The sequence below is a fragment of the Actinomyces sp. genome, from assembly GCF_030530635.1.
In the GTDB taxonomy this organism is placed as follows: Bacteria; Actinomycetota; Actinomycetes; order Actinomycetales; family Actinomycetaceae; genus Actinomyces.
Map to the genome: position 1 here is coordinate 1 of NZ_JAUMUL010000011.1, position 26,284 is coordinate 26,284.

At 68.5% G+C, this 26,284-nt stretch carries 23 protein-coding genes; 7 read left to right on the plus strand and 16 right to left on the minus strand.

Annotated features, from left to right (window positions below; genetic code table 11):
* Positions 1–128 precede the first annotated feature (128 nt).
* The 5 genes from Q4A20_RS04340 to rbfA form a co-directional block, all read right to left on the minus strand.
* A complete protein-coding gene (locus Q4A20_RS04340) occupies positions 129–1,577 on the minus strand; it encodes a glycoside hydrolase family 1 protein (protein WP_303120733.1) in 1,449 nt (482 codons plus the stop codon).
* 70 nt (positions 1,578–1,647) lie between these two features.
* Entirely contained in the window at positions 1,648–3,627 is a 1,980-nt protein-coding gene (locus Q4A20_RS04345) for a beta-glucoside-specific PTS transporter subunit IIABC (protein WP_303120735.1), read from the minus strand.
* A 185-nt stretch (positions 3,628–3,812) separates the two neighbouring features.
* Entirely contained in the window at positions 3,813–4,856 is a 1,044-nt protein-coding gene (locus Q4A20_RS04350) for a bifunctional riboflavin kinase/FAD synthetase (RefSeq protein WP_303120810.1), read from the minus strand.
* Between the two features lie 118 nt (positions 4,857–4,974).
* The gene (gene truB / locus Q4A20_RS04355) at positions 4,975–6,024 is read right to left on the minus strand and encodes a tRNA pseudouridine(55) synthase TruB (protein ID WP_303120736.1); all 1,050 of its coding nucleotides are present in this window, start codon (positions 6,022–6,024) and stop codon (positions 4,975–4,977) included.
* Positions 6,021–6,515 (minus strand): 30S ribosome-binding factor RbfA, encoded by a 495-nt coding sequence (rbfA, locus tag Q4A20_RS04360; protein ID WP_303120737.1) that lies wholly within the window; start codon positions 6,513–6,515, stop codon positions 6,021–6,023. The genes truB and rbfA overlap by 4 nt, the downstream gene beginning before the upstream one ends.
* 224 nt (positions 6,516–6,739) lie before the next feature.
* Between rbfA and rarD the strand changes: the two genes are divergently transcribed.
* Together rarD and Q4A20_RS04370 are read left to right on the plus strand one after the other, a co-directional pair.
* Complete coding sequence (rarD, locus tag Q4A20_RS04365) at positions 6,740–7,723, plus strand: EamA family transporter RarD (protein WP_303120738.1); 984 nt, start codon at positions 6,740–6,742, stop codon at positions 7,721–7,723.
* A gap of 118 nt (positions 7,724–7,841) precedes the next feature.
* Complete coding sequence (locus Q4A20_RS04370; RefSeq protein ID WP_303120739.1) at positions 7,842–8,291, plus strand: hypothetical protein; 450 nt, start codon at positions 7,842–7,844, stop codon at positions 8,289–8,291.
* Positions 8,292–8,411: 120 nt separating this feature from the next.
* Here the strand turns inward: Q4A20_RS04370 and infB are convergent, their stop codons facing one another.
* The 4 genes from infB to rimP form a co-directional block, all read right to left on the minus strand.
* A complete protein-coding gene (gene infB, locus Q4A20_RS04375; protein ID WP_303120740.1) occupies positions 8,412–11,381 on the minus strand; it encodes a translation initiation factor IF-2 in 2,970 nt (989 codons plus the stop codon).
* 90 nt (positions 11,382–11,471) lie between these two features.
* A complete protein-coding gene (locus tag Q4A20_RS04380; protein ID WP_303120741.1) occupies positions 11,472–11,807 on the minus strand; it encodes a YlxR family protein in 336 nt (111 codons plus the stop codon).
* Positions 11,808–11,919: 112 nt separating this feature from the next.
* Positions 11,920–12,966, minus strand: coding sequence for a transcription termination factor NusA (nusA, locus tag Q4A20_RS04385; RefSeq protein WP_303120742.1), 1,047 nt, complete (start codon positions 12,964–12,966; stop codon positions 11,920–11,922).
* A gap of 75 nt (positions 12,967–13,041) precedes the next feature.
* A complete protein-coding gene (gene rimP, locus Q4A20_RS04390; RefSeq protein WP_303120743.1) occupies positions 13,042–13,518 on the minus strand; it encodes a ribosome maturation factor RimP in 477 nt (158 codons plus the stop codon).
* 109 nt (positions 13,519–13,627) lie between these two features.
* Between rimP and Q4A20_RS04395 the strand changes: the two genes are divergently transcribed.
* Positions 13,628–14,653, plus strand: a complete 1,026-nt coding sequence (locus Q4A20_RS04395) for a hypothetical protein (protein ID WP_303120744.1) — start codon at positions 13,628–13,630, stop codon at positions 14,651–14,653.
* A gap of 5 nt (positions 14,654–14,658) precedes the next feature.
* Here Q4A20_RS04395 and Q4A20_RS04400 read toward each other — a convergent pair whose 3' ends face one another.
* Genes Q4A20_RS04400 through Q4A20_RS04410 form a run of 3 tightly spaced genes read right to left on the minus strand, consistent with a single transcriptional unit; the run spans position 14,659 to position 19,392 of the window.
* Positions 14,659–16,830, minus strand: coding sequence for a DEAD/DEAH box helicase (locus Q4A20_RS04400; protein WP_303120745.1), 2,172 nt, complete (start codon positions 16,828–16,830; stop codon positions 14,659–14,661).
* On the minus strand, positions 16,778–17,509 hold the full coding sequence (locus Q4A20_RS04405) for a DEAD/DEAH box helicase family protein (RefSeq protein WP_303120746.1): 732 nt from the start codon (positions 17,507–17,509) through the stop codon (positions 16,778–16,780). The genes Q4A20_RS04400 and Q4A20_RS04405 overlap by 53 nt, the downstream gene beginning before the upstream one ends.
* Positions 17,510–17,553: 44 nt before the next feature.
* The gene (locus tag Q4A20_RS04410) at positions 17,554–19,392 is read right to left on the minus strand and encodes a proline--tRNA ligase (RefSeq protein WP_303120747.1); all 1,839 of its coding nucleotides are present in this window, start codon (positions 19,390–19,392) and stop codon (positions 17,554–17,556) included.
* 216 nt (positions 19,393–19,608) lie between these two features.
* Here Q4A20_RS04410 and Q4A20_RS04415 point away from each other — a divergent pair, with 216 nt between their 5' ends.
* The 4 genes from Q4A20_RS04415 (at position 19,609) to Q4A20_RS04430 (ending at position 21,300) form a co-directional block, all read left to right on the plus strand.
* The gene (locus tag Q4A20_RS04415) at positions 19,609–20,283 is read left to right on the plus strand and encodes a hypothetical protein (RefSeq protein WP_303120748.1); all 675 of its coding nucleotides are present in this window, start codon (positions 19,609–19,611) and stop codon (positions 20,281–20,283) included.
* Between the two features lie 5 nt (positions 20,284–20,288).
* Positions 20,289–20,594 carry a transcriptional regulator gene (locus Q4A20_RS04420; protein ID WP_136192265.1) on the plus strand — a complete coding sequence of 102 codons (306 nt, stop codon included), beginning with the start codon at positions 20,289–20,291 and terminating at the stop codon, positions 20,592–20,594.
* A 68-nt stretch (positions 20,595–20,662) separates the two neighbouring features.
* Positions 20,663–20,896: a CopG family transcriptional regulator gene (locus tag Q4A20_RS04425; protein WP_303120749.1), complete on the plus strand. Its 234-nt coding sequence runs from the start codon at positions 20,663–20,665 to the stop codon at positions 20,894–20,896.
* Positions 20,893–21,300 (plus strand): TA system VapC family ribonuclease toxin, encoded by a 408-nt coding sequence (locus Q4A20_RS04430; protein ID WP_303120750.1) that lies wholly within the window; start codon positions 20,893–20,895, stop codon positions 21,298–21,300. Before Q4A20_RS04425 ends, Q4A20_RS04430 begins: the two co-directional genes overlap by 4 nt.
* Before the next feature lie 54 nt (positions 21,301–21,354).
* Here the strand turns inward: Q4A20_RS04430 and Q4A20_RS04435 are convergent, their stop codons facing one another.
* The 4 genes from Q4A20_RS04435 to dxr form a co-directional block, all read right to left on the minus strand.
* Positions 21,355–22,290 carry a GNAT family N-acetyltransferase gene (locus Q4A20_RS04435; RefSeq protein WP_303120812.1) on the minus strand — a complete coding sequence of 312 codons (936 nt, stop codon included), beginning with the start codon at positions 22,288–22,290 and terminating at the stop codon, positions 21,355–21,357.
* A 56-nt stretch (positions 22,291–22,346) separates the two neighbouring features.
* Entirely contained in the window at positions 22,347–23,528 is a 1,182-nt protein-coding gene (gene ispG, locus Q4A20_RS04440) for a flavodoxin-dependent (E)-4-hydroxy-3-methylbut-2-enyl-diphosphate synthase (RefSeq protein ID WP_303120751.1), read from the minus strand.
* Between the two features lie 135 nt (positions 23,529–23,663).
* Positions 23,664–24,980, minus strand: a complete 1,317-nt coding sequence (locus Q4A20_RS04445; RefSeq protein WP_303120752.1) for an RIP metalloprotease — start codon at positions 24,978–24,980, stop codon at positions 23,664–23,666.
* A gap of 13 nt (positions 24,981–24,993) precedes the next feature.
* Complete coding sequence (gene dxr / locus Q4A20_RS04450; protein ID WP_303120753.1) at positions 24,994–26,283, minus strand: 1-deoxy-D-xylulose-5-phosphate reductoisomerase; 1,290 nt, start codon at positions 26,281–26,283, stop codon at positions 24,994–24,996.
* Position 26,284: the final 1 nt, after the last annotated feature.

Below are 26,284 nucleotides of genomic sequence, written 5' to 3' on the forward strand. Positions count from 1 at the left end.
CCCCGGGGCTGGCACTACCCCCCCCCCAAACCCGGGCCGAGGCCGGGGGGCGGGGGCCGGATTGTGTGGCCCGGCGCCGCCGCCGTCGTTCAGCACCGCTTGTTCAGTGCCGCTTCGCTACCACCCAGTCAGGATTCGGATCCGAAGTACTCGGATGCCGCCTCATTCACAGACGCCCCGCGCGAAGCAATAACGCTCTCATACCAGTAGGAGGAGTCCTTACGTACTCGCCGCAGGTCCTTGAGGTCGAACTCGTCGCGGTTGACATAGATGAACCCGTAGCGCTTGCGGAAGCCCTGATGTGTTGAGACCAGGTCAATGGCCGACCAGGGGCAGTACCCGAGTATCTCCACGCCATCGGCCAGGGCCAGCCGCATCTGCTCAATGTGCCGGCGCAGGTAGTCGATGCGGTAGTCGTCGTGGACGCGGCCGTCATCGGCCAAGGTGTCGAACGCGCCCAGGCCGTTCTCGGTGACCAGCAGCGGAAGATGATAGCGGTCCCAAAGGGCCCGGAAGGTGGTGCGGAAACCGACCGGATCGATCTCCCAGCCGAAGGCGTTGCGGGGCAGGTTGGGGTTGTCCACGCCCTTGTACAGGCCGATCTCCCCACGGATCATCTGCTGGTCTCCCGGCCGTGTGGACTCATCCGAAGCGTCTCCGGTGGGGGCGGCCGCCGTGGCGGTGGTGTAGTAGTTGAAGGCCAGGAAGTCTGGTCTGGCCGCATCCAGGATCTCCATCTCTCCCGCTTGGATCTGAGGCGCCCAGCCCTTCTCCACCAGGTACGCCCACACGGTCGAGTTGTAGCGGCCCCTGACCGCCAGGTCGGTGTAGAGCCAGTTGCGGATGGCGTTGAGGTCGTCAGCGGCCAGAACATCCTCCGGTCTGCAGGAGGCGGGGTAGACGTAGGCGATGTTGGGGGCCGGCCCGATCTTCGCCTCGGGGAGCATCTCGTGGCACAGGATCATGACACGGGCCTGTGCCAGGAACATGCCGTGGTTCTGCTGGTACAGGTCGCGTCGGGCAGCATCGCCGTCCAACTGCGTGGTGCCGAGCATCTTGCCGTGCATGATCATCATGTTCTGCTCGTTGATGGTCAGCCAATAGCGCACCTTGGCCCCGTATTCGCTGAAAAGCACGCGGGCGAACTCGACGAAGCCGGTAACGGTTCTTGGGCTCGCCCAGCCGCCGAACTCCTGAAGAGCCTGTGGCAGGTCGAAGTGATACATGGTGACGATCGGCTCAATACCCGCATCGCGCAAGGCATCGATGAGACGGTGGTAGAAGGCGACCCCCGCCGGATTCACCCGGCCGTCGCCGTCGGGAATGATGCGGGTCCAGGCGATGGAGAAGCGGTAGGCCCGCAACCCCATCTGCTTCATCAGCGCCACGTCCTCCTCCACATGGTGGTAGTGGTCCGCGGTCACCTTGAAGTCGGTGGTGCCCTCGGGGTGTTCAATGACATCCTGTACTGACGGCCCTTTGCCATCCTCATCCCAGGCGCCCTCCACCTGGTAGGCGGAGGTCGAGGCCCCCCACAAGAACGTCTCGGGGAAGGGCGGCGGCTGTCTATACTGCATTCGTACTCCTTAGCTGTTTGTCGGGATTCGTGTCAGGCGGAGGAAGCGCGGCATAGGCGACGCGCGGGCGTCAACGGACCGCCATGAGCAGGGGGTCGCCGGCTTCCACCTGCCCGTCGGCCAGGGGATTAACCTTGGAGAAGGCGGTGGCGTCGGTGACGATGACGATCGTGGTCGGGTCCAATCCGGCGGCCCGGATCGCCTCCATGTCGGCAACGGCCAGGACGTCCCCGGCCTTGACCTGAGAACCCTGAGCTACCACCTGGGTGAAGGGCGCCCCCTCGAGCCTCACGGTGTCCAGGCCGATGTGCACCAGCACCTCGGCACCGGTGAATGCACGGATTCCGAAGGCATGTCCCATGGACACGATGACCTCCCCGCTGATGGGTGCGGTCACGGTGCCGTCAGCGGGGAGCACCGCCAGTCCCTGACCCATGGCGCCGGAGGAGAAGGCCGCATCTGCCACGTCCGACAGGGCCACGGCCCGTCCGGAAACCGGCGCGAGAATCTCCAAGTCCTCAACGATCGGCACGGCTCCGTCGGCAGCAGCCATCACCACTGTCCCCGCCGGTACGGGCTGCTCGTCCTCGGACTCGTCGAGTTCGGCCTCCCAGGCAGCAATGTCCTTGTCGCGCTCGGACTTGGACAAACCGAAGAAGAAGGTGCCGATCACGCCCACCAGGAAGCCGATCACGGTAGACAAGAGCAGCCACCGGAAAGTGGAGGGGCCGCCGTCGACACTGCCGAAGCCGATCGGGAGAGTCAGCACCGACGCCGCACCAGTGCCGTACACCAGCGTGTGGGTGGCACCGGCGAATGCGCCCCCGAGCGCTCCGCCGACACAACCGATGATGAATGGACGCTTGCGGGGCAGGTTGACGCCGTAGATGGCGGGCTCGGTGATGCCGAATATGCCGGCGACGGCGGCGGAACCCGCCAGCGCCTTGGTCCTGGCCGAGCGGGCACGCAGGAACACGCCGAGAGCAGCGCCGGCCTGGGCCAGAACAGGCGCGAAGATCAGGGCCTTGAGCGGGTCGTAGCCCTGAGTGGTCAGATTGTTGATGAACACCGGGGCCAGGCCCCAGTGCGCTCCGAAGATGACCAGGACCTGCCACAGTGCGCCCAGCACAATGCCCGCCAGCCACGGCGCGAAGTTGTAAATCGCCAGTAGTACGGCGGCGATGCCCTCACCGAGCCAGACCCCGGCCGGGCCTAGAGCTATGTGGGTGATCGGGACGATGACCACCAGTACCAGCAGCGGAGTCAGGAAGTTGCGCAGCGACTCGTGGAAGATCCGGTTGCCGAGCCGCTCCACATAACCGGCGAGCCATACTGCGATGATGATGGGGATGACCGTGGAGGTGTAGGACTGCAGATTGACGGGGATGAAGAAGAACTTGATCACGTTTCCCAGTTGCCCCCAGGCACGCAGATTGGTGTCGGCCAACTCGCCGTCGATCGGCATCTGGATGGTGCCGAACTGCGTGTAGAGCATCGCGGCGGCGATGGTGATCGCCGTCATCTGGTTGACGCGGAACTTCCTGGCGGAGGTGACGGCCAGGTAGACCGGCAGAAGCAGGAAGAAGCAGTCGGAGATGCCGTAGAAGATCTGGTAGGTGGTGGACGTGGCGGAGACCCAGTCCAGGGCGACCGTCATCAGCAGCAGGCCCTTGAGGATACCGACCGCGCACAGGGGCCCGAGGATCGGGGTGAACAGGGAGGACAGGATGTCGACGGCCCTGGACAGGATATTCCCACCGGCCCCGCCCACCTCGCCATCGTCGCGTTCGGATTCGCGCAGCGAGGCGGGCAGCCCGGCGAACACCTTGGGTACGGAATTGCCGATGACCACCTGGAACTGCCCACCCGACTCCACCACAGTCACCACGCCGGGCAGGGTGCTGATCGTCTCCCTGTCCGCCTTGGACGTATCCCTGAGATTGAAGCGGAGACGGGTGGCGCAGTGAACGACTTGAGCGACGTTCGCCTCGCCGCCGACCCGGTCCAGGATATCTACGGCCAACGCCTCGTAATCCACGGTTTTGGGCATGAATCCTCCTTGAGTCATGCAGATCCGCCTGCAACAGGTCCAACCGATCTGGTGGGCTGTTAGCGCGGCGGGGCGGGTAGGAGATGCCGAGCACATCACTGGGGCGCGGCCATTCCACGCTAGCAGGTCCGGCCAGGAAAGGGCAGCCCGAGTCTCGCAGACAATTCGTGTGTGGCACCCGGAACTCAGACGGCGGTGACATCCTCGGGACGGATGGGCCCGGGCACGGGCACCCCCAGCACGGCGGCGGTGTCGAGCACGTCCTGGCGCATCTGGGCCAGCAGTGGTTCCAGGCCGTCGAAGGCGAGCATGGGGCGCAGCCTCTCCACCAGCTCGATGACCACGACCTCCCCGTACAGGTTCAGGTCCGCACGACCGAGCACATGCGCCTCAACGGTACGGTCGGGTACGTCGTCGAAGGTTGGATTAGTGCCGATGGAGATGGCGGCCGGCAGCCGCTCCTCCCCCGCCGCCCCACCGACGACACCCGCCTTAGGGGATCGCACCAGCCAACCCGCGTAGACGCCGTCGGGCGGGACCACACCGGCGGTGGCCGCATCCAGGTTGGCCGTGGGGAAGCCGAGTTCGCGGCCACGGCGGTGCCCGTGAATGACCGTTCCCCGCAGGCGGTGAACGTGGCCGAGGACATGCGCGGCGCCGCGCAGATCACCTTCCTGCAGCAGCCGACGCACCCAGGTGGAGGACCAGCGGCGGCCTGAGGGGGCCAGTACATCGGCGACGATCTCCACATCAATGCCGTCGGCCCGCCCGATCTGCCGCAGGGTGTCGGCGTCCCCGCTGTTGCCGCGCCCGAAGCGCACGTCGTCGCCGACCACGATCGCCTTAGCCCCCAGCAGGCCCTCCAACCAGTCGCGCACGAACTCCTCCGGCTCCTGATCGGCGAACTCAAGGGTGTAATGCACCACGAGCACCGCGTCCAGGCCTGTGCCCGCCAGTGACTCCAGCCGGTCCGCGAGGGAGGCGATCATGGACAGCCGGGCCTGCGGACGATGCACCGCGGCCGGGTGCGGATCAAAGGTGACGGCAATGGCCCGAGGGCGCCGGCCCCCGGGACCGGCCGCAAGTCGAGTCCGCTCGACGACGCGAGCGAGAATCGCCTGGTGGCCGCGATGAACGCCGTCGAAGACGCCGACGGTGACCACGCTGCCGGGGCCGCCCGGGTCTTTCAGATCAGCGGGCACTTGCTCCGCGCCGTACCAGATCTCCACCGCGATACCCGTCTCAGTCCGCGGCCTCGAGGCCGTGCCAGGCACGGCCGCATATGGTCTGGTTCAAGGGTGTCTCCTGCAATTGGGCGCTCCGCCGCGTTCACGGCTGGTCATGATCTTATTCGGACGTATTTGTCGACGCTTCGGGAAGTACGAGTACGGGGCGGGTGCTTCCGCGCTTGAGAGTCAACAGTGCCACGAGCCCGCCCGCCGGGTCGAACCCGGCCGCCACGTGGGGCGCGCCCCCTCCCACAGCCTGGGGGCCGGCCGGTTGCTGCGGAACCCGCGCCCGGTCGAGCACCTCGGCGGGAAGCGCCTGCCCGAAGCGCAGTGCCCGGGCCTCATCCGCCTTCAGGGCGACAGCGGAGAAACAGCGCCGCGCAACCTCCACCAAGGGCATTACCGGCAGGCCCTGCCCAGCCCCGACTGTGGCGGCCAGGGACTCCACGGCAGCGGACTCAGCGACCGTGAAGGGCCCGACTCCGGTGCGCCGCAGGACAGTCAGGTGCGCACCGCAGCCCAGGGCGGCCCCGAGATCGCGGGCCAGAGCGCGCACGTAGGTGCCTGAGGAGCAGTGCACCTCCAGGTCGAGATCAACCACCGCGGTGCCGTCTACGGATGTGGCGGGCCGCGGATCACCGGTGCGGATGAGTCCATGGATGGTGACCGGGCGGGCCGGCAGAGTGACGTCCTCGCCGTCACGCACGCGCGCATAAGAACGCACGCCATCGACCTTGATAGCTGATACCGACGAGGGCACCTGCATGATCGGCCCGGTGAGTCCGGACAGGGCCGCATCGATCCGGGCGGTAAGGCCGGACTCGGCCGTGCAGCCGCAAGAACCGGTGATCTCGCCGTCGGCGTCCTCAGTGAGCGTGGTCTGCCCCAGGCGGACGGTGGCTCCATAGGTCTTGTCCGCACCGACCAGGTGAGTCAGGAAGCGGGTGGCACGGCCGATGCCGAGCAGCAGGAGGCCGGTGGCCATGGGGTCCAGGGTGCCGGCATGGCCGACTTTACGGGTGGCGGCCAGGCGCCGGGTCATGGCGACCGCGTCGTGGCTGGTGATGCCGGCCGGCTTGTCGAGTAGAAGCAGTCCGTCGGGGGCTGTGACGAGGCCGCGCGGGACGTCGATGCGGCGTCCTCCGGGACCACCTGCGTGTCGGTTCACGCCCCGGCCTCCTCCTCACCGCTCCCTGCTTCGGTCGGCTCGTGGTTGTCCGGGTCTGCGGTCTGCTCGTCTACATCGTCGTGACGGTAGGGATCGGCCTCGCCGGCGTACTGAGCGCCCGCGTAGGTGCGCGCGATCTCCTCGTCGCGGGCGCGCGCCTTGGTCAGGGCGTCCTCAAGGGCCTGAGCCTGGGCGGGCAGCGAATCCGGCTGGAAGACAATCGCGGGGGTCAGGCGGATGCCGAGCGCACGACCGACCTCAGAACGGATCAGGCCGGTGGCCGAGCGCAGTGCGGCAGCGGTGTCCTCCCGCTCCTCATCGGTGCCGTAGACGGTGTAGAAAACAGTCGCCTGCTGCAGGTCCCCGGTCACGCGCACGTCGGTGATGGTGATGAAACCGATCCTGGGGTCCTTGATCCTGCCCTGCAGAAGACGAGCGACGGTTTCCTGAATGTGGTCGGCGACCTTGCGGACGCGGGCTGCGTCGGCCATGAGGACTCCTTAACACTGAAGACGTACGCGGACGGCTGCCGGCAACGGCTGCGGATGCGGTGCGCCCACACACCTGGAACCGGCGGACGGACCATTGTGCACCACCGGCAGCCCGATCGCCAGGTAGACGCCGAACAAGTGGCCCAAGCGGCAGTCACCGTGCATCGGGTTTATCCTCACACAAGTGCTTGTCCACCCGAGCCACCCGAACAGGACCGCCCCACGTGAACGCCTCCTCCCCCACGCCCAAGCCGCCGCCCGCTGCCACAGCTTCCCGCTCCCCCGCCTGGCACAGGTCTCCCGGCGAGGACGCCTCTGGTGTGGCGATGGTGCTCGGCTGCTACCTGCTGTGGGGCACGTTCCCGCTGTACTTCCATCTTCTGCAGGCCGCCGGCAGCGTGGAGATCATCGGGCATCGGCTGGTATGGACGCTGGTCACCTGCCTGGGATTGACCTCGTTGCGGAGATCCTGGCCCGCGCTGCACGCGGCACTCACCGCACCACGGATCCTCGGCACCCTCGGGCTCGCGGGCCTGCTGGTGTCGGTCAACTGGCTGGTTTACGTCTATGCGGTCAACTCCGATCGCACTGCCGATGCGGCGCTGGGGTACTTCATCAACCCGTTGGTGACGGTGGTACTCGCGGCGGTCTTCCTGGGTGAGCGGCTGCGGCCGGCGCAGGGGGTCGCCGTGGGCATTGCGGTAGTGGCGATCGCCGTGCTGGTGGTGGCACAGGGCTCGCTGCCATGGATCTCCCTGTCGCTCGCCTTCAGCTTCGGGCTGTACGGGCTGGTGAAGAAGCGTGTGGGCGCGCGGGTGGATGCGCTCACCGGCCTGACGGTGGAGAGCGGCTGTATGACGCCGGTGGCCCTGGCCTACTTCGCCTGGCTGTACACGGGCGGGCAGGGCGCCTTGCAGGGGACGACGGCGTCCGGGGCGCTGGCGGCCGGGTTGATGCTGGCCGGCCCGGTGACTGCGGTGCCGCTGCTGCTGTTCGCCGCGGGCACGCGCCGGGTGCCCCTTTCGATCGTGGGGCTGAGCCAGTACATCACCCCGGTCATGCAGTTCCTGCTGGCCTGGGCGGTGTTCCACGAGGAGATCTCGCCGGCACGCTGGATCTCGACCGCGTTGGTGTGGGTGGCGGTGGTCGTATTCGTAAGCGACCTTCTGCGTCAGCTGGCGCGGCGCCCGCACCTGGGCGAGCGCTGAAACCGCGAGTAAAGCGCCCGAACCGGCGGATACGTGATGTGAGGCAACAGCATCGACTGTGGCCCATCTCTCACTATATCCTGTTTACGTTGGCGGGTGTGCCCAGGGAGGCGATCAGATGTCGGTGTTCGTAGACGCCTCCTCTACACGTGGTCAGTTGATCTTCTTCGCCATCACCCGGGTAATGGCGGTGGTGATCGCACTGGTTGCTTGCTACTCGCAACTGATCGCCATCGACTACCCGCTGCAGTGGCTGAGTCGCCCGCTCGGCGTCGCCCTGTCGGTCCTCGCAGTGTCGTATCTGGTCACGATAGTTCCAACATTGTCTGAGCCGGCACGGCGCAGGTGGTGCCTGGCGTGGAGCGTAGTCCTACTGGCTCTCACCGCCTGGACTCTGGGAGCCGTCTTTGCCGCCGCGGTGACCACCGCGGTGCCAGGAGCGCATGTGCTCCTGGCCGACTGCCCCGAACTTACAGGTGCGCTCATAGTGATGCTGTTAGGCGCACTATGGTTCGGATTCCGCGCCAGCGGGCGGCCCGTCTCATCCAAGTCCTCGCCCGAGACCTGAGACCGCGACGCTCAGAAACGGGCGACGCCGGTGCCGCTGCTCCCATGGGGTACAGCGGCACCGGCGCTCAGATCGGGCGACGAGCCGGGCAGTACCGGACCCGCCGATCCGGTTGGATTGTCAGTCGCGGGGCTTCTCGCGCATCTCCCAAGTCTCGATGACGTCGCCCTCGGCGATGTCACGGTAGGAGAGGTTGATACCGCACTCGTAACCCTCGCGGACCTCGGTGACGTCGTCCTTCTCGCGGCGCAGCGTCTCGACCGCGAGGTCGCCGTTCACCACCACGCCGTCGCGCACCAGGCGGGCCTTGGCTCCGCGCTTGATGACGCCCGAGCGGACGATCGAGCCCGCGATCGACCCGAACTTCGAGGAGTGGAAGACCTGGCGGATCTCGGCCGTGCCCAACTCGACCTCCTCGTAGATCGGCTTGAGCATGCCCTTCATGGCCGCCTCAACGTCCTCGATCGCGTTGTAGATGACCGTGTAGAACTTCATGTCCACGCCCTCACGGTCGGCCAGTTCGGCCACCCGTACCGCCGGGCGCACGTTGAAGCCGATGATGACGGCGGAATCGACCGTAGCCAGGTTGACGTCGTTCTGGGTGACAGCACCCACACCGCGGTGGATGACTCGCAGCGCCACCTCGTCGCCGACGTCGATCTTGAGCAGTGAGTCCTCCAGCGCCTCGACCGCACCCGAACTGTCGCCCTTGAGGATGAGGTTGAGGGTGTCGACCTTGCCCTCCTTGAGAACATCGGAGAGGTTCTCAAGCGAGACGCGCTTACGACGCTTGGCCAGTTCCGCGGCACGCCCGGCAGCCTCGCGCCGGTCGGCAATCTGCCGGGCGGTGCGATCGTCGGGAGCAACGATGAAGGAGTCGCCGGCACTGGGTACGTTGGTCAATCCCAGTACCTGGGCGGGCCGGGCGGGCCCGGCCTCCTCCAGCGCGTTGCCGTACTCGTCGAACATGGCCCTAACGCGCCCGTAGGCACTACCGGCGACGATCGGGTCGCCCACGTGCAGCGTGCCGCGCTCCACCAAGACGGTGGCAACAGCACCGCGGCCGCGATCCAGCTTCGCCTCCACGGTGACACCACGGGCATCGGAATCCGGATTGGCACGCAGCTCCAGGGCGGCGTCGGCGGTGAGCAGGACCGCCTCCAGCAGACCGTCGATGTTGGTGCGCTGCTTGGCGGAGATGTCCACGAACATGGTGTCTCCGCCGTATTCCTCAGGGACCAGACCGTACTCGGTGAGCTGACCGCGGATCTTCTCCGGGTTGGCGCCCTCCTTGTCGATCTTGTTGACAGCCACCACGATTGGCACACCGGCCGCCTGGGCGTGGTTGAGGGCCTCCACGGTCTGCGGCATGACCCCGTCATCAGCGGCGACCACCAGGATGGCGATGTCGGTGACCTCCGCACCGCGGGCACGCATGGCGGTGAAGGCCTCGTGACCGGGGGTGTCGATGAAAGTGATCGGACGGGTCTCCTCACCCAGGTGGACGCGCACCTGATAGGCGCCGATGGACTGGGTGATGCCGCCGGCCTCGGCAGCGACTACATCCGTGGAGCGGATCGCGTCCAGCAGTTTGGTCTTACCGTGATCGACGTGACCCATGACGGTGACCACGGGCGGGCGGGGCTCCAGTTCGGCGTCGTCCTCGCCGGCCTCCTCGGCCGCCAGGTCGATATCGAAGGACTCCAGCAGCTCGCGGTCCTCATCCTCGGGAGAGACGATCTGCACGTCATAGCCGAGCTCGGCGCCCAGCAGCGCGAAGGTGTCCTCGTCCAGGGACTGGGTGGCCGTGGCCATTTCACCCAGGTGGAACAGCACGGTCACCAACGCCGCCGGGTTGGCGTTGATCTTCTCGGCCAGGTCCGTCAGCGTGGCACCCTGCCGCACACGCACCGGGGTGGAGCCATCGCCGCGGGGGACGACGACACCGCCGATCGTCGGCGCACTCTGCTGCTCGAATTCCTGGCGCTTGGCCCTACGCGACTTGCGTCCACGAGGCGCACCGCCGCCGCGGCCGAAGGCGCCCTGCGTGGAGCCACGGCCGCCACGGCCCCCACGAGGACCGCCGAAGCCGCCGCGCGGACCGCCGGTGGAGCCACCCCGACCGCCGGAACCCGGACGACCACCACGGCCGCCCTGACCGCCTCGTGCCGGTGCACCGGGGCGTCCAACCGAGGACCGTCCCGGCATCATGCCGGGGTTGGGGCGCGGACCTCCCGAACGCGGCCCCGGGCGGGGACCGCCCTGACCAGAACGGGGGCCCTGCGGACGCCCACCGCCGGAACCACCGGGACGCGGGCCGGGGCGGGGACCGCCCTGACCGGATCGGGAACCCTGCGGGCGCCCACCGCCGGAACCACCGGAGCCGCCGGGCCGCGGCATACCCTGCGAGGTCGCATACGGGTTGTTACCCGGCCGCGGGCCGCCCGAGCGGGAACCCTTGCCTCGACCACGACCGGAGCCGCCGGGCCGCGGCATACCCTGCGAGGTCGCATACGGATTGTTACCCGGCCGCGGGCCGCCGGGACGCGGTCCGGGCGTGGGCGCGCTCGGGCGCGGTCCCGGCGTGGGGGCGGCCGGACGCGCAGACCGATCGGCACTAGGAGCCGGGTCTGGCTGCGGGGCGCGCGGACCGGGACTCGGATGCTCGGGTCTGGGGGCGCCCGGCTTGGGCGTGCCACCGGGCCTCGGCGTGACGGCGGCAGGCTTGGGCGCGGAGCCCGGTTTGGGTGCGGCCGGCTTCGCGGCGGGCTTGGGCGTAGGCGCCGCCTGCTTCGGCGTGGCGGCGGCAGGCTTGGGTACGGAGCCCGGTTTGGGTGCGGCCGGCTTCGCGGCGGGCTTGGGCGTAGGCGCCGCCTGCTTAGGAGCAGCCGGCTTCGGGGACTTGGTCTCGCCGTCCTGCGCGGCGAAATGCTCGCGGACGCGGCGAGCGACGGGAGGCTCGACGGTGGAGGACGCCGCCTTGACGAACTCCCCCTGATCCTTGAGCCAGGCCAGAATCACTTTGGAGGTGATCTTCTTGCCACTGGGGTCGAGCTCCTTCGCGAGCTCATGAACGCGTGGTTTTGCCACTTTTCTCCTGTCCGGTTGCCCACCCCGGACAGGGTGGGCGCTAGTAGAGGCAGCTCATCGCCGGGTACTCATCGGGTGCCCATCAGCTTCCTACCCGCCTTTGCTATCGGTCTGCCGTTCCCCGGTCGGGGACGGTGATTGTGCGCGGCCCCTGTCCGCCCCGTGGAGGCCGACCCAGTCGCGCACCGGGGTCACATCGGGTGAGCCCCGCATGCGCAGCGCGCGCCCGAAGGCGCGCCTGCGCTCGGCGAGATCGACGCATCCCGGGTCCGGATGGATCCATGCGCCACGCCCCGGCATGAGGGCCCGGGCGTCGACGGCCAGCTCGCCACTGTCCGTCAGGGCCAGGCGCAGCAAGTGCACCTGAGGGGCCTTGCCGCGGCAGCCGATGCAGGTGCGTTCGGGCACGTGAGAGGTGTTGACCACCGGCTGGTCGCGTCCTTCCGCTCGTTCTCGACTGTCCGGCCTGTGGTGCGTCGAGCTGGGACCCGGCGCTCACCCACAGGCAGGCCAAGAGAAAGTGTAGCGGGACTGGGCGTCAGTCCTGGGTGCCGGGGGTTGAGGGACCAGTCACGTCGTCGGCGCGGGAATCGCGGCCGGGGGCGATCTCGCCGGACTCGGTGTCCGCGTGGATATCGATCTTCCAGCCCGTGAGCCGTGCAGCCAGACGAGCGTTCTGCCCCTCCTTTCCGATCGCCAGCGACAATTGGAAGTCGGGGACGATCGCGCGGGCGGCGTGCTCATCGGCGTCCAGCACGGTGACGGAGGAGACCCGGGCGGGAGACAGCGAGTTGGCGACGAAACGCGCCGGATCCTCGGAGTAGTCGACGATGTCGATCTTCTCTCCACCCAGCTCGGCCATAACCGCACGCACCCGCTGCCCCATAGGGCCGATACAGGCGCCCTTGGCGTTCACGCCGCGCTGGCGCGCAGTCACAGCCACCTTCGTGCGATGCCCGGCCTCCCGGGCGATGGAGACGATCTCCACGTCCCCGGAGGTGATCTCGGGCACCTCGCGCTCGAATAGCTTGCGCACCAGGCCCGGATGGGTGCGCGACAGGATGATCTGCGCGCCCTTGGGTCCGCGGGAGACCTCGGTGACGTAGGCGCGGATGCGGTCGCCATGCCGGTAGCGCTCGCCGGGCACCTGTTCGTGTGGAGGCATGATGCCCTCGTGCTCTCCGTCCAGGCGCACATAGACCAGACGCGGGTCGCGGCCCTGCTCCACGGTGCCGGAGATGAGCTCACCGGCCTTGTCCTTGAAGGCGCCCAGAACCTCGAAGTCGCGACGGTCCTGAATGCGCTGGACGATCACAGAGCGGGCCGTGGCCTGGGCGATACGGCCGAAGTCGTCGGGGGTGTCGTCGAAGTACTCGCCGGTGGGCTCGTCATTCTCATCGACCTCGGGGGCGAGCACGGTCATGTGCCCACTGCGGCGGTCGATCTCCACGTGAGCGCCGCGGATGGCACCGGGGACCTTGCTGTAGGCACCGAGAATGGCGTCCTCAATGGCCGGCAGCAGGTTGTCCAGATCAATGCCCAACTCATCGGCTGCGCCTCGTAGCTCCGGCATGTTGATGTCCATGATTCCTGAGTTCCTCTGTGTCGTCTCGTCCTATTGGGGGCGGTCGGTGGTGTCCTGCGGGCGCCGGACCATCGCTCAGATGCGCACGACCATGCGAGCGGCGGTCACATCCGCCATCTCGATGGCGTGCGGCACATCATCCACGGTGATGGTGATGGTGGTCCCCTCCGCGGCAGTCAGTTCCCCCTCAAGGGTGGACTCCTGCTCGCCGGCGCCGATGGTGAGCGCGACCCGATGGCCGACGGCGCGGCGGAACTGACGGGGCGAACGCAGCTCCCGCTCGGCTCCGGGGGTGGAGACCTCCAGCGTGTACTGGCCGGACACCGGATCGGCCTCGTCAACGGCGTCAGAGATCACCCGGGTGACATCCCCGAGAGCGTTCAGGTCGAGATCGCCGGGGCCGTCGGGGAGATCGACCACCACCCGCAGGGTGGTGTACCTGCCGGCCCTGACCAGACGCACGTCCTCCAGGTAGAGCCCGACCTCCTCGACGAGAGGGGTCAGCAGCTGCCGCAGATTCTGCTCCCGGTTCCGGTCGGGCGCGTCGGTCATGTCGAGGTTCCTCCCCGTGATGGGCCCGGTGGGGGCTGATTGTGTTTAGTCGCTTAGAGTCGGATCGGTTGATCGGGTCCATGCTACCCGTCCGTGCGAAGATGACCATGTGACACCGACGCCCGCCATTGATTCCGCCGAGCCTGCCGCACATCGCACCAGTCGCGTCCATGCGTCGCCGGCGGCTCGCGGCCGGGTGGCCCCCCGGCGGGCGCTGCTGCGCCGTGCGGGCGCATTCACCCTCGTGGTGGCGGTGGCCGCCACCAGTGCTTGCAGCCTGCGGGTGGGCGAGGGCTCCCCCGCCTCACTGCCGACGGTGCCCGCTCAGCAGGCGGTGCGAGACTCCCTGGCCAGGCAGGCGGCATTGATCGCCTCGACGGCGCAGGTGGTCTCCGCCTCCGCGGCGGTCGAGCAATCCGCGACGATCGAGACGATAGTCGCGAACGCCGCCACCCAGTTGGAGGCTCTGGGCGGAGTGTGGGATCCCTGGGCCACACCGGTGCCCACCACTTACCAGACCGTGGCACCGGTGCCCTCGGCGGCAGCGGATGCCGATACGGCCGACCTAGTGACGGCCCTGACCGATGGGGCGTCCCTCGCACGCGGGGCGGCGGCCGCCTGTGACGAGTCCGCCACGGCCCGCCTCTACGCGGCCCTGGCGGTGGCCTGGTCGCTGGAGGCCGCCCGGTTGGACGGGCAGGCGGTGGTGGCGGCCGGACGCGATGCGGCCGCCCTGCCCGCAGCGCTGCCCGGCGATCTGCTGGCCGCCTACGACGCGGCCCGCTACGCGCTGGAGGAGGTTGGGGCGCGTGCGTCGGATGCAGCCCGCGCCCGCGCCGAGGTTGATGCGGCCTACGCCAAGGCGCTGGTCGGCGCCTCGGTGGCCTTGGGCGGGGAGGACACCCGGTTGGCGGCCTACGCCGCCCCCACCGAGGCCGCGGACCAGGCCACGTCGCTGGACGTCACTTGGGCGCAGCAGGTGTGGCTGCGGGTGGAGGAGACGGAGTTGGCCGGCGTGACGGAGGCCGGCGGCAAAGCCACCGAGACGGCGATTGACGCGGCCCTGGATGCGGCGCTGCGCGCCCGGGCCTGGGGCGCCGCCACTAACGACCCGCTGCCCGGTTACGTCGGCTGAGACAGCTAAGACGGCGGCGTGTTGATCCAGGCGCGTTCACGGGTGGCGTGCACCAATTCGCCGGCCCCCAAAGGTCCCCGCGCCGCCACCAGTGCCCGCAAGTCCCCCTCCTCACGCACTAGGCGCAGACGGCACGGACCGGTCTGCGCACGCCAGGTTTCGACGAAGGCGGTGACCACTCGCCGGGATCGGCCCAGTGTACGCGGCACCGCCAGGTAGAGGCGGTCGCGTCCGCGTGCCCGGTCCAGGGCGTCCAGGCCCCGGGCCAGCAGTCGGCGCAGGCTGCCGGGCGGGGCGGCCGCACGCAGGGTCCAGCGGGGCACCTCAAGCACGAACCGCGGACGGTGCGCGGGCACGGACACCAGTTCGACCAGTGTTTGTGCAGCCAGCCTGCGGTGGGCGTCACCCCCACCGGTGAAGGCGATACGAGCCACACCGGCCTCGGTCAGGTTGAGGGCACGGATATCGGCATCGGCGTCGATGCGCCCGGCGGCGACGAGCCCGGCCAGGACGCTCCAGGCGGCACCGGACCACAGCTCGGCGGGATCCCCGCGCCGCAGCACGACGCCCTCAGCGGCCAGTACCACCGTCTGAGCCTCCTGCCCGACGGCCTCGGGGACCGGGACGCGTCCTGGCACAGTGGTCGCAGACTTTGACGCATTCCAGGCACGTCCCTCCCACTGGCGCGGACCGAGCACTGTGGCGGCATTGAGAGCACCGACGACGTCGTCATCGGCACCGTCGCGGGCGGCGCCGAGCAGGCGGCGCTGGAGTGGGTCCAGGGCGGCGTCCAGCCCTGTACGAATGGCGCCGGCACCGGACTCGGGGGCGGGGACGGCGCTCCACAGGTACTCATGCCGTCGGCGGAGCCGGTCCAGGTCGCCTCCGAGACCTGTTCCCGCTCCGCGGGGCAGCAGGCAGGTGACGGACCAGTTGTGGGCGGTCTTGTCGGGCCAGGCGGGGTCGAGCCGCAGCGTGCGGCCACGCAGCTGTTGAACGGAGGTGGCCGTGGTCACGGTGGTCAGGTCGATCAGGGTGTTGACGGCCGGGCAGTCCCAGCCCTCCCCCAGCAGGCCGCGTGTGCCGACGACCAGCCGCACCGCGCCCTGGTCCACCAGCGCGCTCACGGCACGCACGATCCGAGCGGTGCCCATCTGTGCCCCCTGCACGCGCAAAGTCCAGCCATCGTCGACGGCGGGCAGTTCCAGTCCCGTGTCGGCCCGCAGACGATCGAGCAGTTCGTGATCCGCCGATGCCAGTTGCAGGTGTCGGCCGGTCAGTAGCACGGGGTGCAGTTCACGTACCAGAGCATCGGTCAGGATCGTGGCGTAACAGCGCAGGGCACCGCCACGCGCGGCGCGCTCCCCCGATCCGACCGGCGGGCTGAGGACATCAAGAGCACGATGGGCGGCGGATCGCTCGGCGGCATCGGTGACGACGACGGCTCGCAGCCGCTGCCCGAGGCAGGCGTGTTCGGCGTGCAGGATGTCCACGACGGCCAGGTCCTTGGCCCGGGAGGCCGCGCACACCGCGTCCTGCGGCGAGCGTCCGGCGCGTAGTCCGGAGTCGGTGAGGAGGTAGCCATATCCGGCCAGCAGCTCCTTGACATCCTGCCACTGGCCGCGGCGCCCAGGGTCGGGAAGCAACCGGGTCAGCGCATAGCGGCCGAGCAGCTCCAGGGGCTCGACTACGTCCAGGATGCGGGTAGCCGGCAGCAGGGGCACCAGCGCCGTCGTCTGTTCGGTGGGCACGTAGGCCCCCAGGCGGTCGCGTAGCAGCGCCCCAGCCGCAGCGGCGGCCTGCGGATCGGCATCGAAGCCGGCTACCAGGCGGGCGGTGAGAGAATCGTCGTCGGTGGCCGTCGGGTCGGGCAGATCGTCTACGGCAGGCGCGACGGTGTGAACCAGGAGGTCCACCCCGTCCGGGGCCAGCAGGAACTCGTCGAGCCGGTGGGCCAACTCGGCACCGCAGTCCGCCAGGAATGCCTGTTCCTGCTGATCCGGGAGGGTGAAGCGCACCAGGCTGCGGCTCGGTGCCAGGCAGCCGGCGCGCACCACGGCCGGAACCGGAATCTCGTAGTCGACCTCGCCCAGCAACGCGTGGTAACGACTTCGGGACCGGTCCTCAGGCGAGGGCAGGGTAGCCGTCAGGCCGAGCAGGCAGGGGCGGGCACCCACCCGCCTCGAGCCGGGCCAAAAGGTAATGGACGACGGCCGCCCAATGGGCACGCAGGTGGTGGCACTCATCAACAATGACCGTCGCCACCCCCGCCTCCACCAACGCGTCGATCCGACCCCGGGCGATGGGATGCAGCAGGGAGGCCAGGTGATCGGCGTCCAGTGAGGCCGGCGAGGCGCGAATGGCGGAGGCTCGGCGAGAGACGCCGGAGCGATAGGCCGCTGGGTTCGTCGCCGCCAAATCGTCCAACCAGGCCGCGGCACTGTGCGGAGCCTGTCCACCGTCCGCCAGTTCCTCGAGCCAACGCGCTCGGGCTGCCGCCCGCCAGGGCGCGGCGGTATCGACGGTGGCCAGGGACTGGTAGGTCAGCACCGTCAGATCGGCGACAACCGGGCAGACGCCCCCGGTGCGGGGCTCCTCCTCGCCGTCATCCATGTCCTCACGCACGTCGGGAGGCAGACCGTCGGTGTTGCGAACGTATCCTCTGGCCTGTTCGCACCACTGCCGCCGGATCAGGGTGGTGGGTGTAAGAACCACGGCCCGCCGCCCATTGGTCGCGGCCAGGGCGAGGCCGATCAGGGTCTTGCCGGCTCCCGGTGGCGCCACCAGGTGCAGGCGGGCGCCGTCGGCAGGTTCAACGGCACGCAGCAGATCCTCCTGATAGCCGCGCAGCGGCACCGTCAGAGTCCAGGCAGACAGCGGACGCGGTGGGAGGGCCGCACCTATTGGCGTGAGGCATCTACCTGGTCGAGCGCAGTCAGGACCAGTTCACGCACGTGGGCGGCAGCCTGTTCGACTGGGACGCAGACCCGCTCACCGCTGCGGCGGTCACGGATCTCCACGGTCCCCTCCCTGGCCAGGTCGCGGCCGACCACCACGATGAAGGGCATGCCGAGCAGTTCGGCGTCCTTGAACTTGACTCCGGCACTGACCTTGCGGCGGTCGTCGTACAGGACCTCCACCCCGGCCCCGTCCAGTGCGGCGCAGAGGGAGGCGGCAGCCTCGAAGACGGCGTCGTCCTTGCCGGTGGCCAGCACCTGCACCTGGTAGGGGGCCACCTGGATGGGCCAGGCCAGGCCCTGGTCGTCATGGTTGGACTCGGCCAGGGCGGCCAGGGCGCGGGTGATGCCGATGCCGTAGGAGCCCATGGTGACGATGCGGGACTTGCCGTTCTCATCCAGCACGCTCAGGTCCAGGGCGCGCGCGTACTTGCGGCCCAGGGCGAAGATGTGCCCGAGCTCGATGCCGCGGGCCAGGTGCAGCGGACCCGAGCCGTCGGGGGCGGGGTCGCCCTCGCGGATCTCGGCGGCCTCAATGGTGCCGTCGGCGGTGAAGTCACGGCCGACCACCAGGTCGAGCACGTGCCGCTGGTGGGCGTTGGCACCGGTGACCCAGGCGGTTCCGGGCACCAACCGCGGGTCCAGCAGGTAGCGCACCGAGCCGGTAAGTACTTCATTGCCGTCCGCGTCCCGCTCCACGCGGCGCCTCGGCGAATTGGGGCCGATGGCGGCGGGACCGATGTAGCCGCGCACCAGTTCGGGGTGGGCGGCGAAGTCGGAGTCGGTGGCCATCTCCACCTCGGCGGGGGCGACGGCGGCCTCCAAGCGCCGCATGTCCACATCCCGGTCGCCGGGAATGCCCACCACCAGCAGCTCCCGCTCACCGCCGGGATGAGTGAGGGTGACGACGACGTTCTTAAGCGTGTCCGCGGCGGTCCAGGCGCGGCCGTCGGCGCGCGGATGGGAGGCGTTGAGGAAGCCCACCAGGGTCTCGATGGTGGACGCATCGGGCGTGTCCACCTCGCGGGCGGGACCGACCTCGGAGGCGTCCGCGTCCGCGGGAACGGGTGTGGTGACGGCCTCGGCGTTGGCCGCATAGCCGCCGTCGGTGCGTACGAAGGTGTCCTCCCCGATGGGCGAGGGGTGCAAGAACTCCTCGGAGTGGGAGCCGCCCATGGCGCCGCTCATGGCGTTGACGATCACGTACTCCAGGCCCAGGCGCTTGAAGATGCGCTGGTAAACGGCGCGGTGCGCCCGGTAGGAGGCCTCCAGGCCGACGTCGTCGAGGTCGAAGGAGTATGAGTCCTTCATGACGAATTCGCGGCCGCGGATGACACCGGCACGCGGGCGGGCCTCGTCACGGTACTTCGTCTGGATCTGGTAGATGGAAACCGGCAGGTCCTTGTAGGAGGAGTACAGGTCCTTGACCAGGAGGGTGAACATCTCCTCGTGCGTGGGCGCGAGCAGGTAGTCCGCGTCCTTGCGGTCGGTCAGCTTGAACAGGGTGGGCCCGTAGTCGTCCCAGCGGCCGGTGGCCCGGTAGGGCTCGGCGGGCAGCAGCGCGGGGAAGAGCACCTCCTGGGAGATGGCGTCCATCTCCTCACGGACGATCGCCTCGATCTTGCGCAGGGTGCGCAGCCCCAGTGGCAGCCAGGTGTACACGCCTGGAGCGGCACGGCGGATGTAACCGGCACGCACCAGTAGCCTGTGACTGGCGACCTCGGCGTCGGCGGGGTCCTCGCGCAGGGTTCGGATGAAGGCCTGGGACATGGTCTGAAGCACGTGGCGATCTTACGCGGTGACGGCGGAGGACCAAGCCGAGGCCCGCCCTCCGGCGGCACTGCGGCGGGCGGGTGACACGGGCCGCATCGCCTGCGCACGCCGGGAACGCCGGGGCGAGGAGGCGTCACCCCAGAAGTTTGCGGAACAAACTAGTTGGTGTACACTAGCGTCATCGGTTTGCTTTGCAAACTACTTTGCTCGAACACAGGAGACGCCATGACCCCCATCCCACCCACCTCAACCAACGACGAGACCAGATTCGAACCGGCCGCCGCACTCGCCGTCATCGGCGAGCAAGCCAGCGCCTACCAGCGCCTCATTGAGATTCGCTCCGCCCCCCTCTACACCGTCTGGGGCCTGGCCTGGCTCATCGGTTATGGAGTCTGCGGCCTCAACGTCCGCGCCGACTATACGCTTGCGTTCAGGCCATTCTTGGTCTTCTTGGGCTGCCTCGCCGCCGCCGCAGTCTTCACCTGCGTCTACATCGCCCGGCGCTCCCGCGGACTGTACGGCCGTACCGCGTGGATCGGCACCGTGCAAGGACTGGCCTGGATGGGCGGCATGATTCTGGCCTTCACCACCTCCGGACGGCTGGGCGCCTTCCTGCGCGAACTGGGCACCCCCGAAGCATTTGACATGATCGCAATTCTCTCCAACGCCCTGCCGTGCCTGGTGGTCGGGGTAATGTTCCTCGCCGGAGCCGCCAGCTGGGAGGAGCCCCCGATGGCCGTCACCGGCGGCTGGATACTGGCGGTCACGATTGTCGCCACCATCATCGGTGGGCATGCACTGTGGGCCATCATGTCCCTGGCCGGCGGCGGTGGTCTGCTGCTAGCCGGCGCCGCCTCAGTACTGCTGGAACGCCGCCAAAGCGGCCGCACGGGGGCCTGACAGCGATGAACCGTTCTACCAAACAGCTCGACCCGATCATTCACACCCAGTCCCGCCTGCGGATCATGGCCACCCTGGCCGCGATCCCCCAAGGAGACAGGCTCGTGTTTCCAAGGCTGCGTCAACTGCTGGACATGACGGCCGGCAACCTGTCCACCCATCTGACGAGACTGGAGGAGGCGGGCTATGTGGAGCAGAGCAAGACCTTCTACGGTCGCAGCCCCGCCACCTATGTCTCACTGACTGCCCGCGGCCGCGTCGCCTTCGCCGATTACACCCGGCAGCTACGCGCCCTGCTGGGTGACAAGTAACGCCGACGCCCGCTGTGAGTGCACCAGGCCCCTGGGGCACTCACAGCACATCACCGTATGATGCAGGCATGCGCACCACCGTCGATCTGCCACCCGCCGTACACAGCCAGATCAAACGGCTCGCTGAGGAAAGAAAGACTTCCATATCCTCGCTGGTGGCGGATCTGACGCGTCGCGGCTTAGAACAACTCGAGCCCGAGACACCCCTAGAGATCGATCCGGAGACCAATCTTCCGGTCATGCATGTTGGGCATCGGGTCACCGCGGCAGATGTTGAGGCCTTTCTGGCAGATTCCGAATGACCGCGTATCTCTTGGACGCCAATGTCCTCATAGCTTTGCTGGTTCCGGAGCACGAGCACCACGATCCGGCTCGCACGTGGCTGGTGGCCTGCCCGGATGAGGCGGTGTTCGTACTCAGCCCTATCACCGAAGGGGCATATTGCCGGTACATGGTCCGCTGCGGTTACTCCATGAAGACATCACAAGCCGCCTTGAATCATCTCCATTCGCTGGAACAGTGGGCCTTCTGGCCAGATGACGCATCGTATGCGGACATCAACATGAACGACGTTCATGGGCACAAACAAGTCACGGACACATACCTGGCAGAGCTGGCTCACTCCCATGGCGGGCTACTGGTCACCTGCGATCGCCCTTTGGCACAGGGCCGTCAGAGCACAACCATGCTCATTCCCGGGGCCTAAGCCACTCGACGCCCCCCACCGGGCCCGACCCCGATCACCGCTTGCCGTGCCGCCTCACAGCAACACGGTGGCAAAGGTGCCCACACGGTTGAATCCCAGACCGGCGTACAGACCCAGAGCGGCGGCATTGAAGGAGTTCACATACAGGCTTATCACCCCGTCGGCTCCCACGTGGTCACGCCGCACGGCATCCACCACGGCAGCCAGCGCCACTGAGCCGATGCCGCGTCCCCGCAGGTCCGGGCGGGTCCACACGCCAGTCAGTTGCGCAACCGCACCGCCAGGGGCCGACCAGAGGGCGCCCACATCCGTCTTGAAGGCCACTGCACGCGGCCCGTTCGGTCCCGGCACCGCCCCGGCCCCGTCGTCGAGCAACACATAGCTGCGTCCCGAGGCGACCAGCCAGTTCACGTGACGGGCATAGGAGGACCCGGCTTCGGTCGGATCGTAGCCGAGTTCACCGGTGAACATCGCCACGCTCGCCGGCAGCACCAGCGCCTCCTCCGCGGATGCCGCCCGGTGCACACCCGCCGCCGCCCATGCCAGGCCCGGGCGCCGGTCCAACACCTTGGCAGCCAACGTGCCCCCCGGGTTCCGCGGTGCCACCAGCAGGGGCTGTTCCCAGCGCTCCTCGCGGGCCTGCATGCCTCCGCCTGCCAGGTGCTCCCAAACGGCGGCAACATCCTCAGCGTAGCCGTACACGGAGCCGTGGCTGGTCAGACGCCTGCTGGCATGGTCCGCCAAGACCCGAGCGGCATCGGGCCCAGCACCGGGATGTCCCAATTCCGGTCGGGCGGCCAGGCCCAGGGGCATGAGTGAACCGGTGGCCCACGCGGCAACATTCGGTTGCCACACATCGTCTGCGACGACGTCCCCGCGCGCCCAGCTGGGCCAGCGCAGCACCTGGTGGGCCAGGGAAACACCGACCACCGGGTCCAGGGCGCACAGAGAGAGCAATCCGCTGAGTCGGCTCGGGTCCAGCGGCGTCAGTGGCGACGGCGGGCGGCGACCGAACAGGTTCACGGGCACGTCGGCGGTCGCAGGGCTCAAGCGCTGGTTACGACGCTGGGAGAGGTTCCGGCCAGGGCCTCCTCACCCAGCTCGGCGCGCATCTGCTCCGCCATCATCTGAGCCTGTTCCAGCAGCGTGTCAACCACCTGGTCCTCGGGAACAGTCTTGATGACCTTGCCGCGCACGAAGATCTGTCCCTTGCCGTTGCCGGAGGCGCAGCCGAGGTCCGCCTCCCGGGCCTCGCCGGGACCGTTGACGACGCAGCCCATCACCGCCACCCGCAACGGGGCGGACACGTCCTTGAGTCCCTCCTCCACCGACTCGGCCAACGACCACACGTCCACCTGGGCGCGCCCGCACGACGGGCAGGAGACGATCTCCAGCTTGCGCTCACGCAGCCCCATGAACTCCAGCAGCTTGGTGCCCACCTTGACCTCCTCCACGGGCGGTGCGGACAGTGACACGCGAATGGTGTCGCCGATCCCCTGAGCCATGAGGGTGCCGAAGGCGGCACAGGACTTGATGGTGCCCTGAAAGGCGGGGCCGGCCTCGGTCACGCCCAGGTGCAGCGGCCAATCGCCCCGCTCACTGAGCAACTGGTAGGCCTGCACCATAGTGACCACGTCGTGGTGCTTGACGGAGATCTTGAAATCGCGGAAACCGCACTCCTCGAACAGGCTCGCCTCCCACACGGCGGACTCCACCAGCGCCTCCGGGGTGGCCCTGCCGTACTTCTTGAGCAGACGGGGGTCCAGGGAGCCGGCGTTGACACCGATGCGCAGGGACGTGCCGTGGTCGGCGGCCGCCTTGCAGATATCGGCAACCTTGTCATCGAACTTGCGAATATTGCCGGGATTGACGCGTACGGCCCCGCAGCCGGCCTCAATGGCGGCGAACACGTACTTGGGGTTGAAGTGAATGTCGGCTATCACGGGGATGCGCGACTGCTTGGCGATCACCGGCAGGGCGGCGGCGTCCTTATCCGTGGGGCAGGCCACCCGCACGATGTCGCAGCCCGCGGCGGTCAGTTCGGCGATCTGCTGCAGGGTGGCGCCGATGTCATGAGTCTTGGTGGTAGTCATCGACTGCACGGAGATCGGGGCGTCACCGCCCACCGAGACGTCACCGACACTGATCTTCCGGGTGGGTTTGCGCGGCGCCAGCACCGGGGACTCCTCGCGCACGGTCGGCATGCCAAGAGCGATCGCTTCTGTCACGCCTACAGTATGGCACCGGCGGTGCCCGGGTGCGACGGCGCCCGGATCACATCGGATGCGATTTGTCTCCCAGGCCGGAAGACCTACACGGTCTCAATGGTCTCAACGGTGCCGGCCGAGGACCGGCACCGCGGTTCATATGGGGGCGACTATGTCCGCCCAGATGAGTATCAGGGCCATGGCGACCAGCAGGTAGAAGACCACCTGCCCCACCGGCAGCATTCTCGCGGTGTCTGCATAGCCGGGATCGGGCAGCCCGCGCAGGCGCGCCCATCCCCGCCGCAGACCCTCCCAGCAGGCGCCGGCCACATGGCCTCCATCCAGGGGCAGCAGCGGAATGAGGTTGAAGGCGAACAGAGCCAGGTTCAGGGAGCCGAGCAGACTCAGCATGGAGAACAGGCGCACGGAAAAGGGCAGGCCCGCCCCCGTGCCGGCTCCGGCGCTGGTGACCTCGCCCGCGATGCGCCCCACCCCGACCAGGCTGACCAGACCGTCCGCGCTGCGCTCCTCCACTCCCAGCCCGGCTGCCACGGCGTGGTACAGCCCGACCGGCAGGGTGACGATCGCCTTCAGGGTCTGGGCGACGGCATTGCCCACCACCCGCGGGATATCACTCAACGGCGTGCGGACGGTGCCGAAGGACGGCCCGATGCCCACGTACGGGCGCAGTTGCTTCACCACTTCACCGTCAGAGCCGATGACCGGGTCTCCGGAGTCATCGTAGATGGTGCGGGGAACCTCCACTGCGGTGACGGTCAGAGTCCGTTCCTCCCCGTCCCGAGTGACGACGACGTCTGCCGGCTTCGCGCCGGCGGCGGTGATCGCCGCTTGCACGTCTGCCCATGTGGTGGTGGGAGTTCCCGCCCAGGAGATGATCGTATCGCCCGTCCGCAGGCCGGCGGCGGCTCCCGGGGCGACGGGGTCGGCATCCGTGCAGGCGGCACCGGCATCAATGTCGGATGAGACACATTCGGCGACGGAGGCGAGAGTCGCAGTGCGCGCGGGCTGGCCGATCACCCCGAGCGCGACGGTCAGGCAGATGATTCCCAGAGCCAGGTTGGTGAGGATGCCACCGGCCATGACCACCAGCTTGCGCGGGATGCTGAGCCTGTAGAACGCGCGATCCTGCTCGTTTGTGCCAAGCTCAGCCAGGGACTCCTCACGAGCCTGGGCGATCATGGATCCGGGTTTGTCCGGGTGGTCGGCGCGGGCCGGCGGGAGCATGCCCAGCAGCCGCACGTAGCCGCCCAGCCAGATGGCCTTGACTCCGTACTCGGTCTCTCCACGCCGTGTGGACCACAGCTTGGGTCCGAAGCCGATGAAGTACTCGGGCACCTTCACACCGAAGTGCTTGGCGGGCAGCATATGGCCGAGCTCGTGCAGGGCAACCGAGATGCCGACCCCCACGATAAGGATGACGATGCCCAGAATATAAGCAAGGATGTGGATCAAGAGGGTCTCCTGGTCAGCGGATGCGTGCGGCGATGAGTTCGTCGGCGCGGGCGCGCGCCCAGGCGTCGGCGGCGAGAAGGTCATCGAGTTCGGGGGCGACTTGCCCGGTGTGGGCCTCCAGCACGGCGGCGTCTACGGCGACAATGTCCAGCCAGCGCAAGCGCCCGTCCAGGAAGGCGCTGACGGCCCGCTCATTGGCGGCGTTGAAGACCGCCGGATGGGTCGCGGAGGCGGCCACGGCACCGCGGGCCAGGTCCACGGCCGGGAAGGTTTCGGCCTCCAGCGGCTCGAAGGTCCAGGCGGTGGGAGTCTCCCAGGTCTGCGGGGTCACCAGGCCGGCCAGGTCGGGGCGGTGCGGCCAAGTCAGCCCCAGGGCAATGGGCAGGCGCATGTCCGGCGGGGATGCCTGGGCGATTGTGGCGCCGTCGACGAACTCAACCATGGAATGCACTACCGACTGGGGGTGCACGGCTACGGTGATGTCGGCGGGGTCGACGTCGAACAGCAGGTGCGCCTCGATCAGTTCCAGGCCCTTGTTCACCAGGGTCGAGGAGTTGACGGTGACCACCGGACCCATCTCCCAGGTGGGGTGAGCCAGGGCCTGGGCGGCGGTGACGGCGGCCAAGTCCTCGCGGCACCGGCCGCGGAAGGGCCCGCCGGAGGCGGTCAGGATCAGGCGGCGCACCTCGCTGCGGCCGGTGACGGCGGGACTGGTGAGCCCCTTCTCGTGCAAACCGGAGCGCAGCGCCTGGGCGATGGCCGAATGCTCGGAGTCGACCGGCACTACCTGCCCGGGGCGTTGCAGCGCCCGCTTGACCAGGGCTCCGCCGACCACAAGAGACTCCTTGTTGGCCAGGGCGAGGGTGGCGCCTGAGCGCAGGGCGGCCAAGGTGGGGGTCAGGCCCACCGAACCGGTAATGCCGTTGAGGACCACATCCCCCTCCCCCACCCCGGTGGCCTGAATCAGTTCGGCGGCGGCGGCGGGGCCGGTGAGGATCTGCATCACCGGGTCGGATCTGCCGGCCCGGACGGCGGCGGCGGCGAGGGCGGTGCGCAGCCGGGTCACGACGTTGGTGCCGTTGTTCGAGACGGCCAGCCGAGGGACCTCATGGGCGACGGCCTGCTGCGCAAGCAGTTCCAGGTTGCCGCCGCCGGCGGCCAGGCCGACTACACGCGGGGTCGGCCGCCCGTCTGGGCGGGTGGCCAGATGCTCGATGACTTCGAGCGCCTGGGTGCCTATGGAGCCGGTGGAGCCGAGCAGGACTACGGCGTGCTCACCTGCATCCTCATTAGTAGCGACCATT

Bases quoted from the DNA above. Each gene is read 5' to 3' on its own strand.
- nusA (WP_303120742.1), bottom strand. From the start codon at position 12,966: ATGGACATCAACATGCCGGAGCTACGAGGCGCAGCCGATGAGTTGGGC.
- Q4A20_RS04425 (WP_303120749.1), top strand. From the start codon at position 20,663: ATGCGCACCACCGTCGATCTGCCACCCGCCGTACACAGCCAGATCAAA.
- Q4A20_RS04370 (WP_303120739.1), top strand. From the start codon at position 7,842: ATGTCGGTGTTCGTAGACGCCTCCTCTACACGTGGTCAGTTGATCTTC.
- rbfA (WP_303120737.1), bottom strand. From the start codon at position 6,515: ATGGCCGACGCAGCCCGCGTCCGCAAGGTCGCCGACCACATTCAGGAA.
- Q4A20_RS04340 (WP_303120733.1), bottom strand. From the start codon at position 1,577: ATGCAGTATAGACAGCCGCCGCCCTTCCCCGAGACGTTCTTGTGGGGG.
- rimP (WP_303120743.1), bottom strand. From the start codon at position 13,518: ATGACCGACGCGCCCGACCGGAACCGGGAGCAGAATCTGCGGCAGCTG.
- Q4A20_RS04430 (WP_303120750.1), top strand. From the start codon at position 20,893: ATGACCGCGTATCTCTTGGACGCCAATGTCCTCATAGCTTTGCTGGTT.
- Q4A20_RS04345 (WP_303120735.1), bottom strand. From the start codon at position 3,627: ATGCCCAAAACCGTGGATTACGAGGCGTTGGCCGTAGATATCCTGGAC.
- Q4A20_RS04415 (WP_303120748.1), top strand. From the start codon at position 19,609: ATGACCCCCATCCCACCCACCTCAACCAACGACGAGACCAGATTCGAA.
- Q4A20_RS04420 (WP_136192265.1), top strand. From the start codon at position 20,289: ATGAACCGTTCTACCAAACAGCTCGACCCGATCATTCACACCCAGTCC.
- dxr (WP_303120753.1), bottom strand. From the start codon at position 26,283: ATGGTCGCTACTAATGAGGATGCAGGTGAGCACGCCGTAGTCCTGCTC.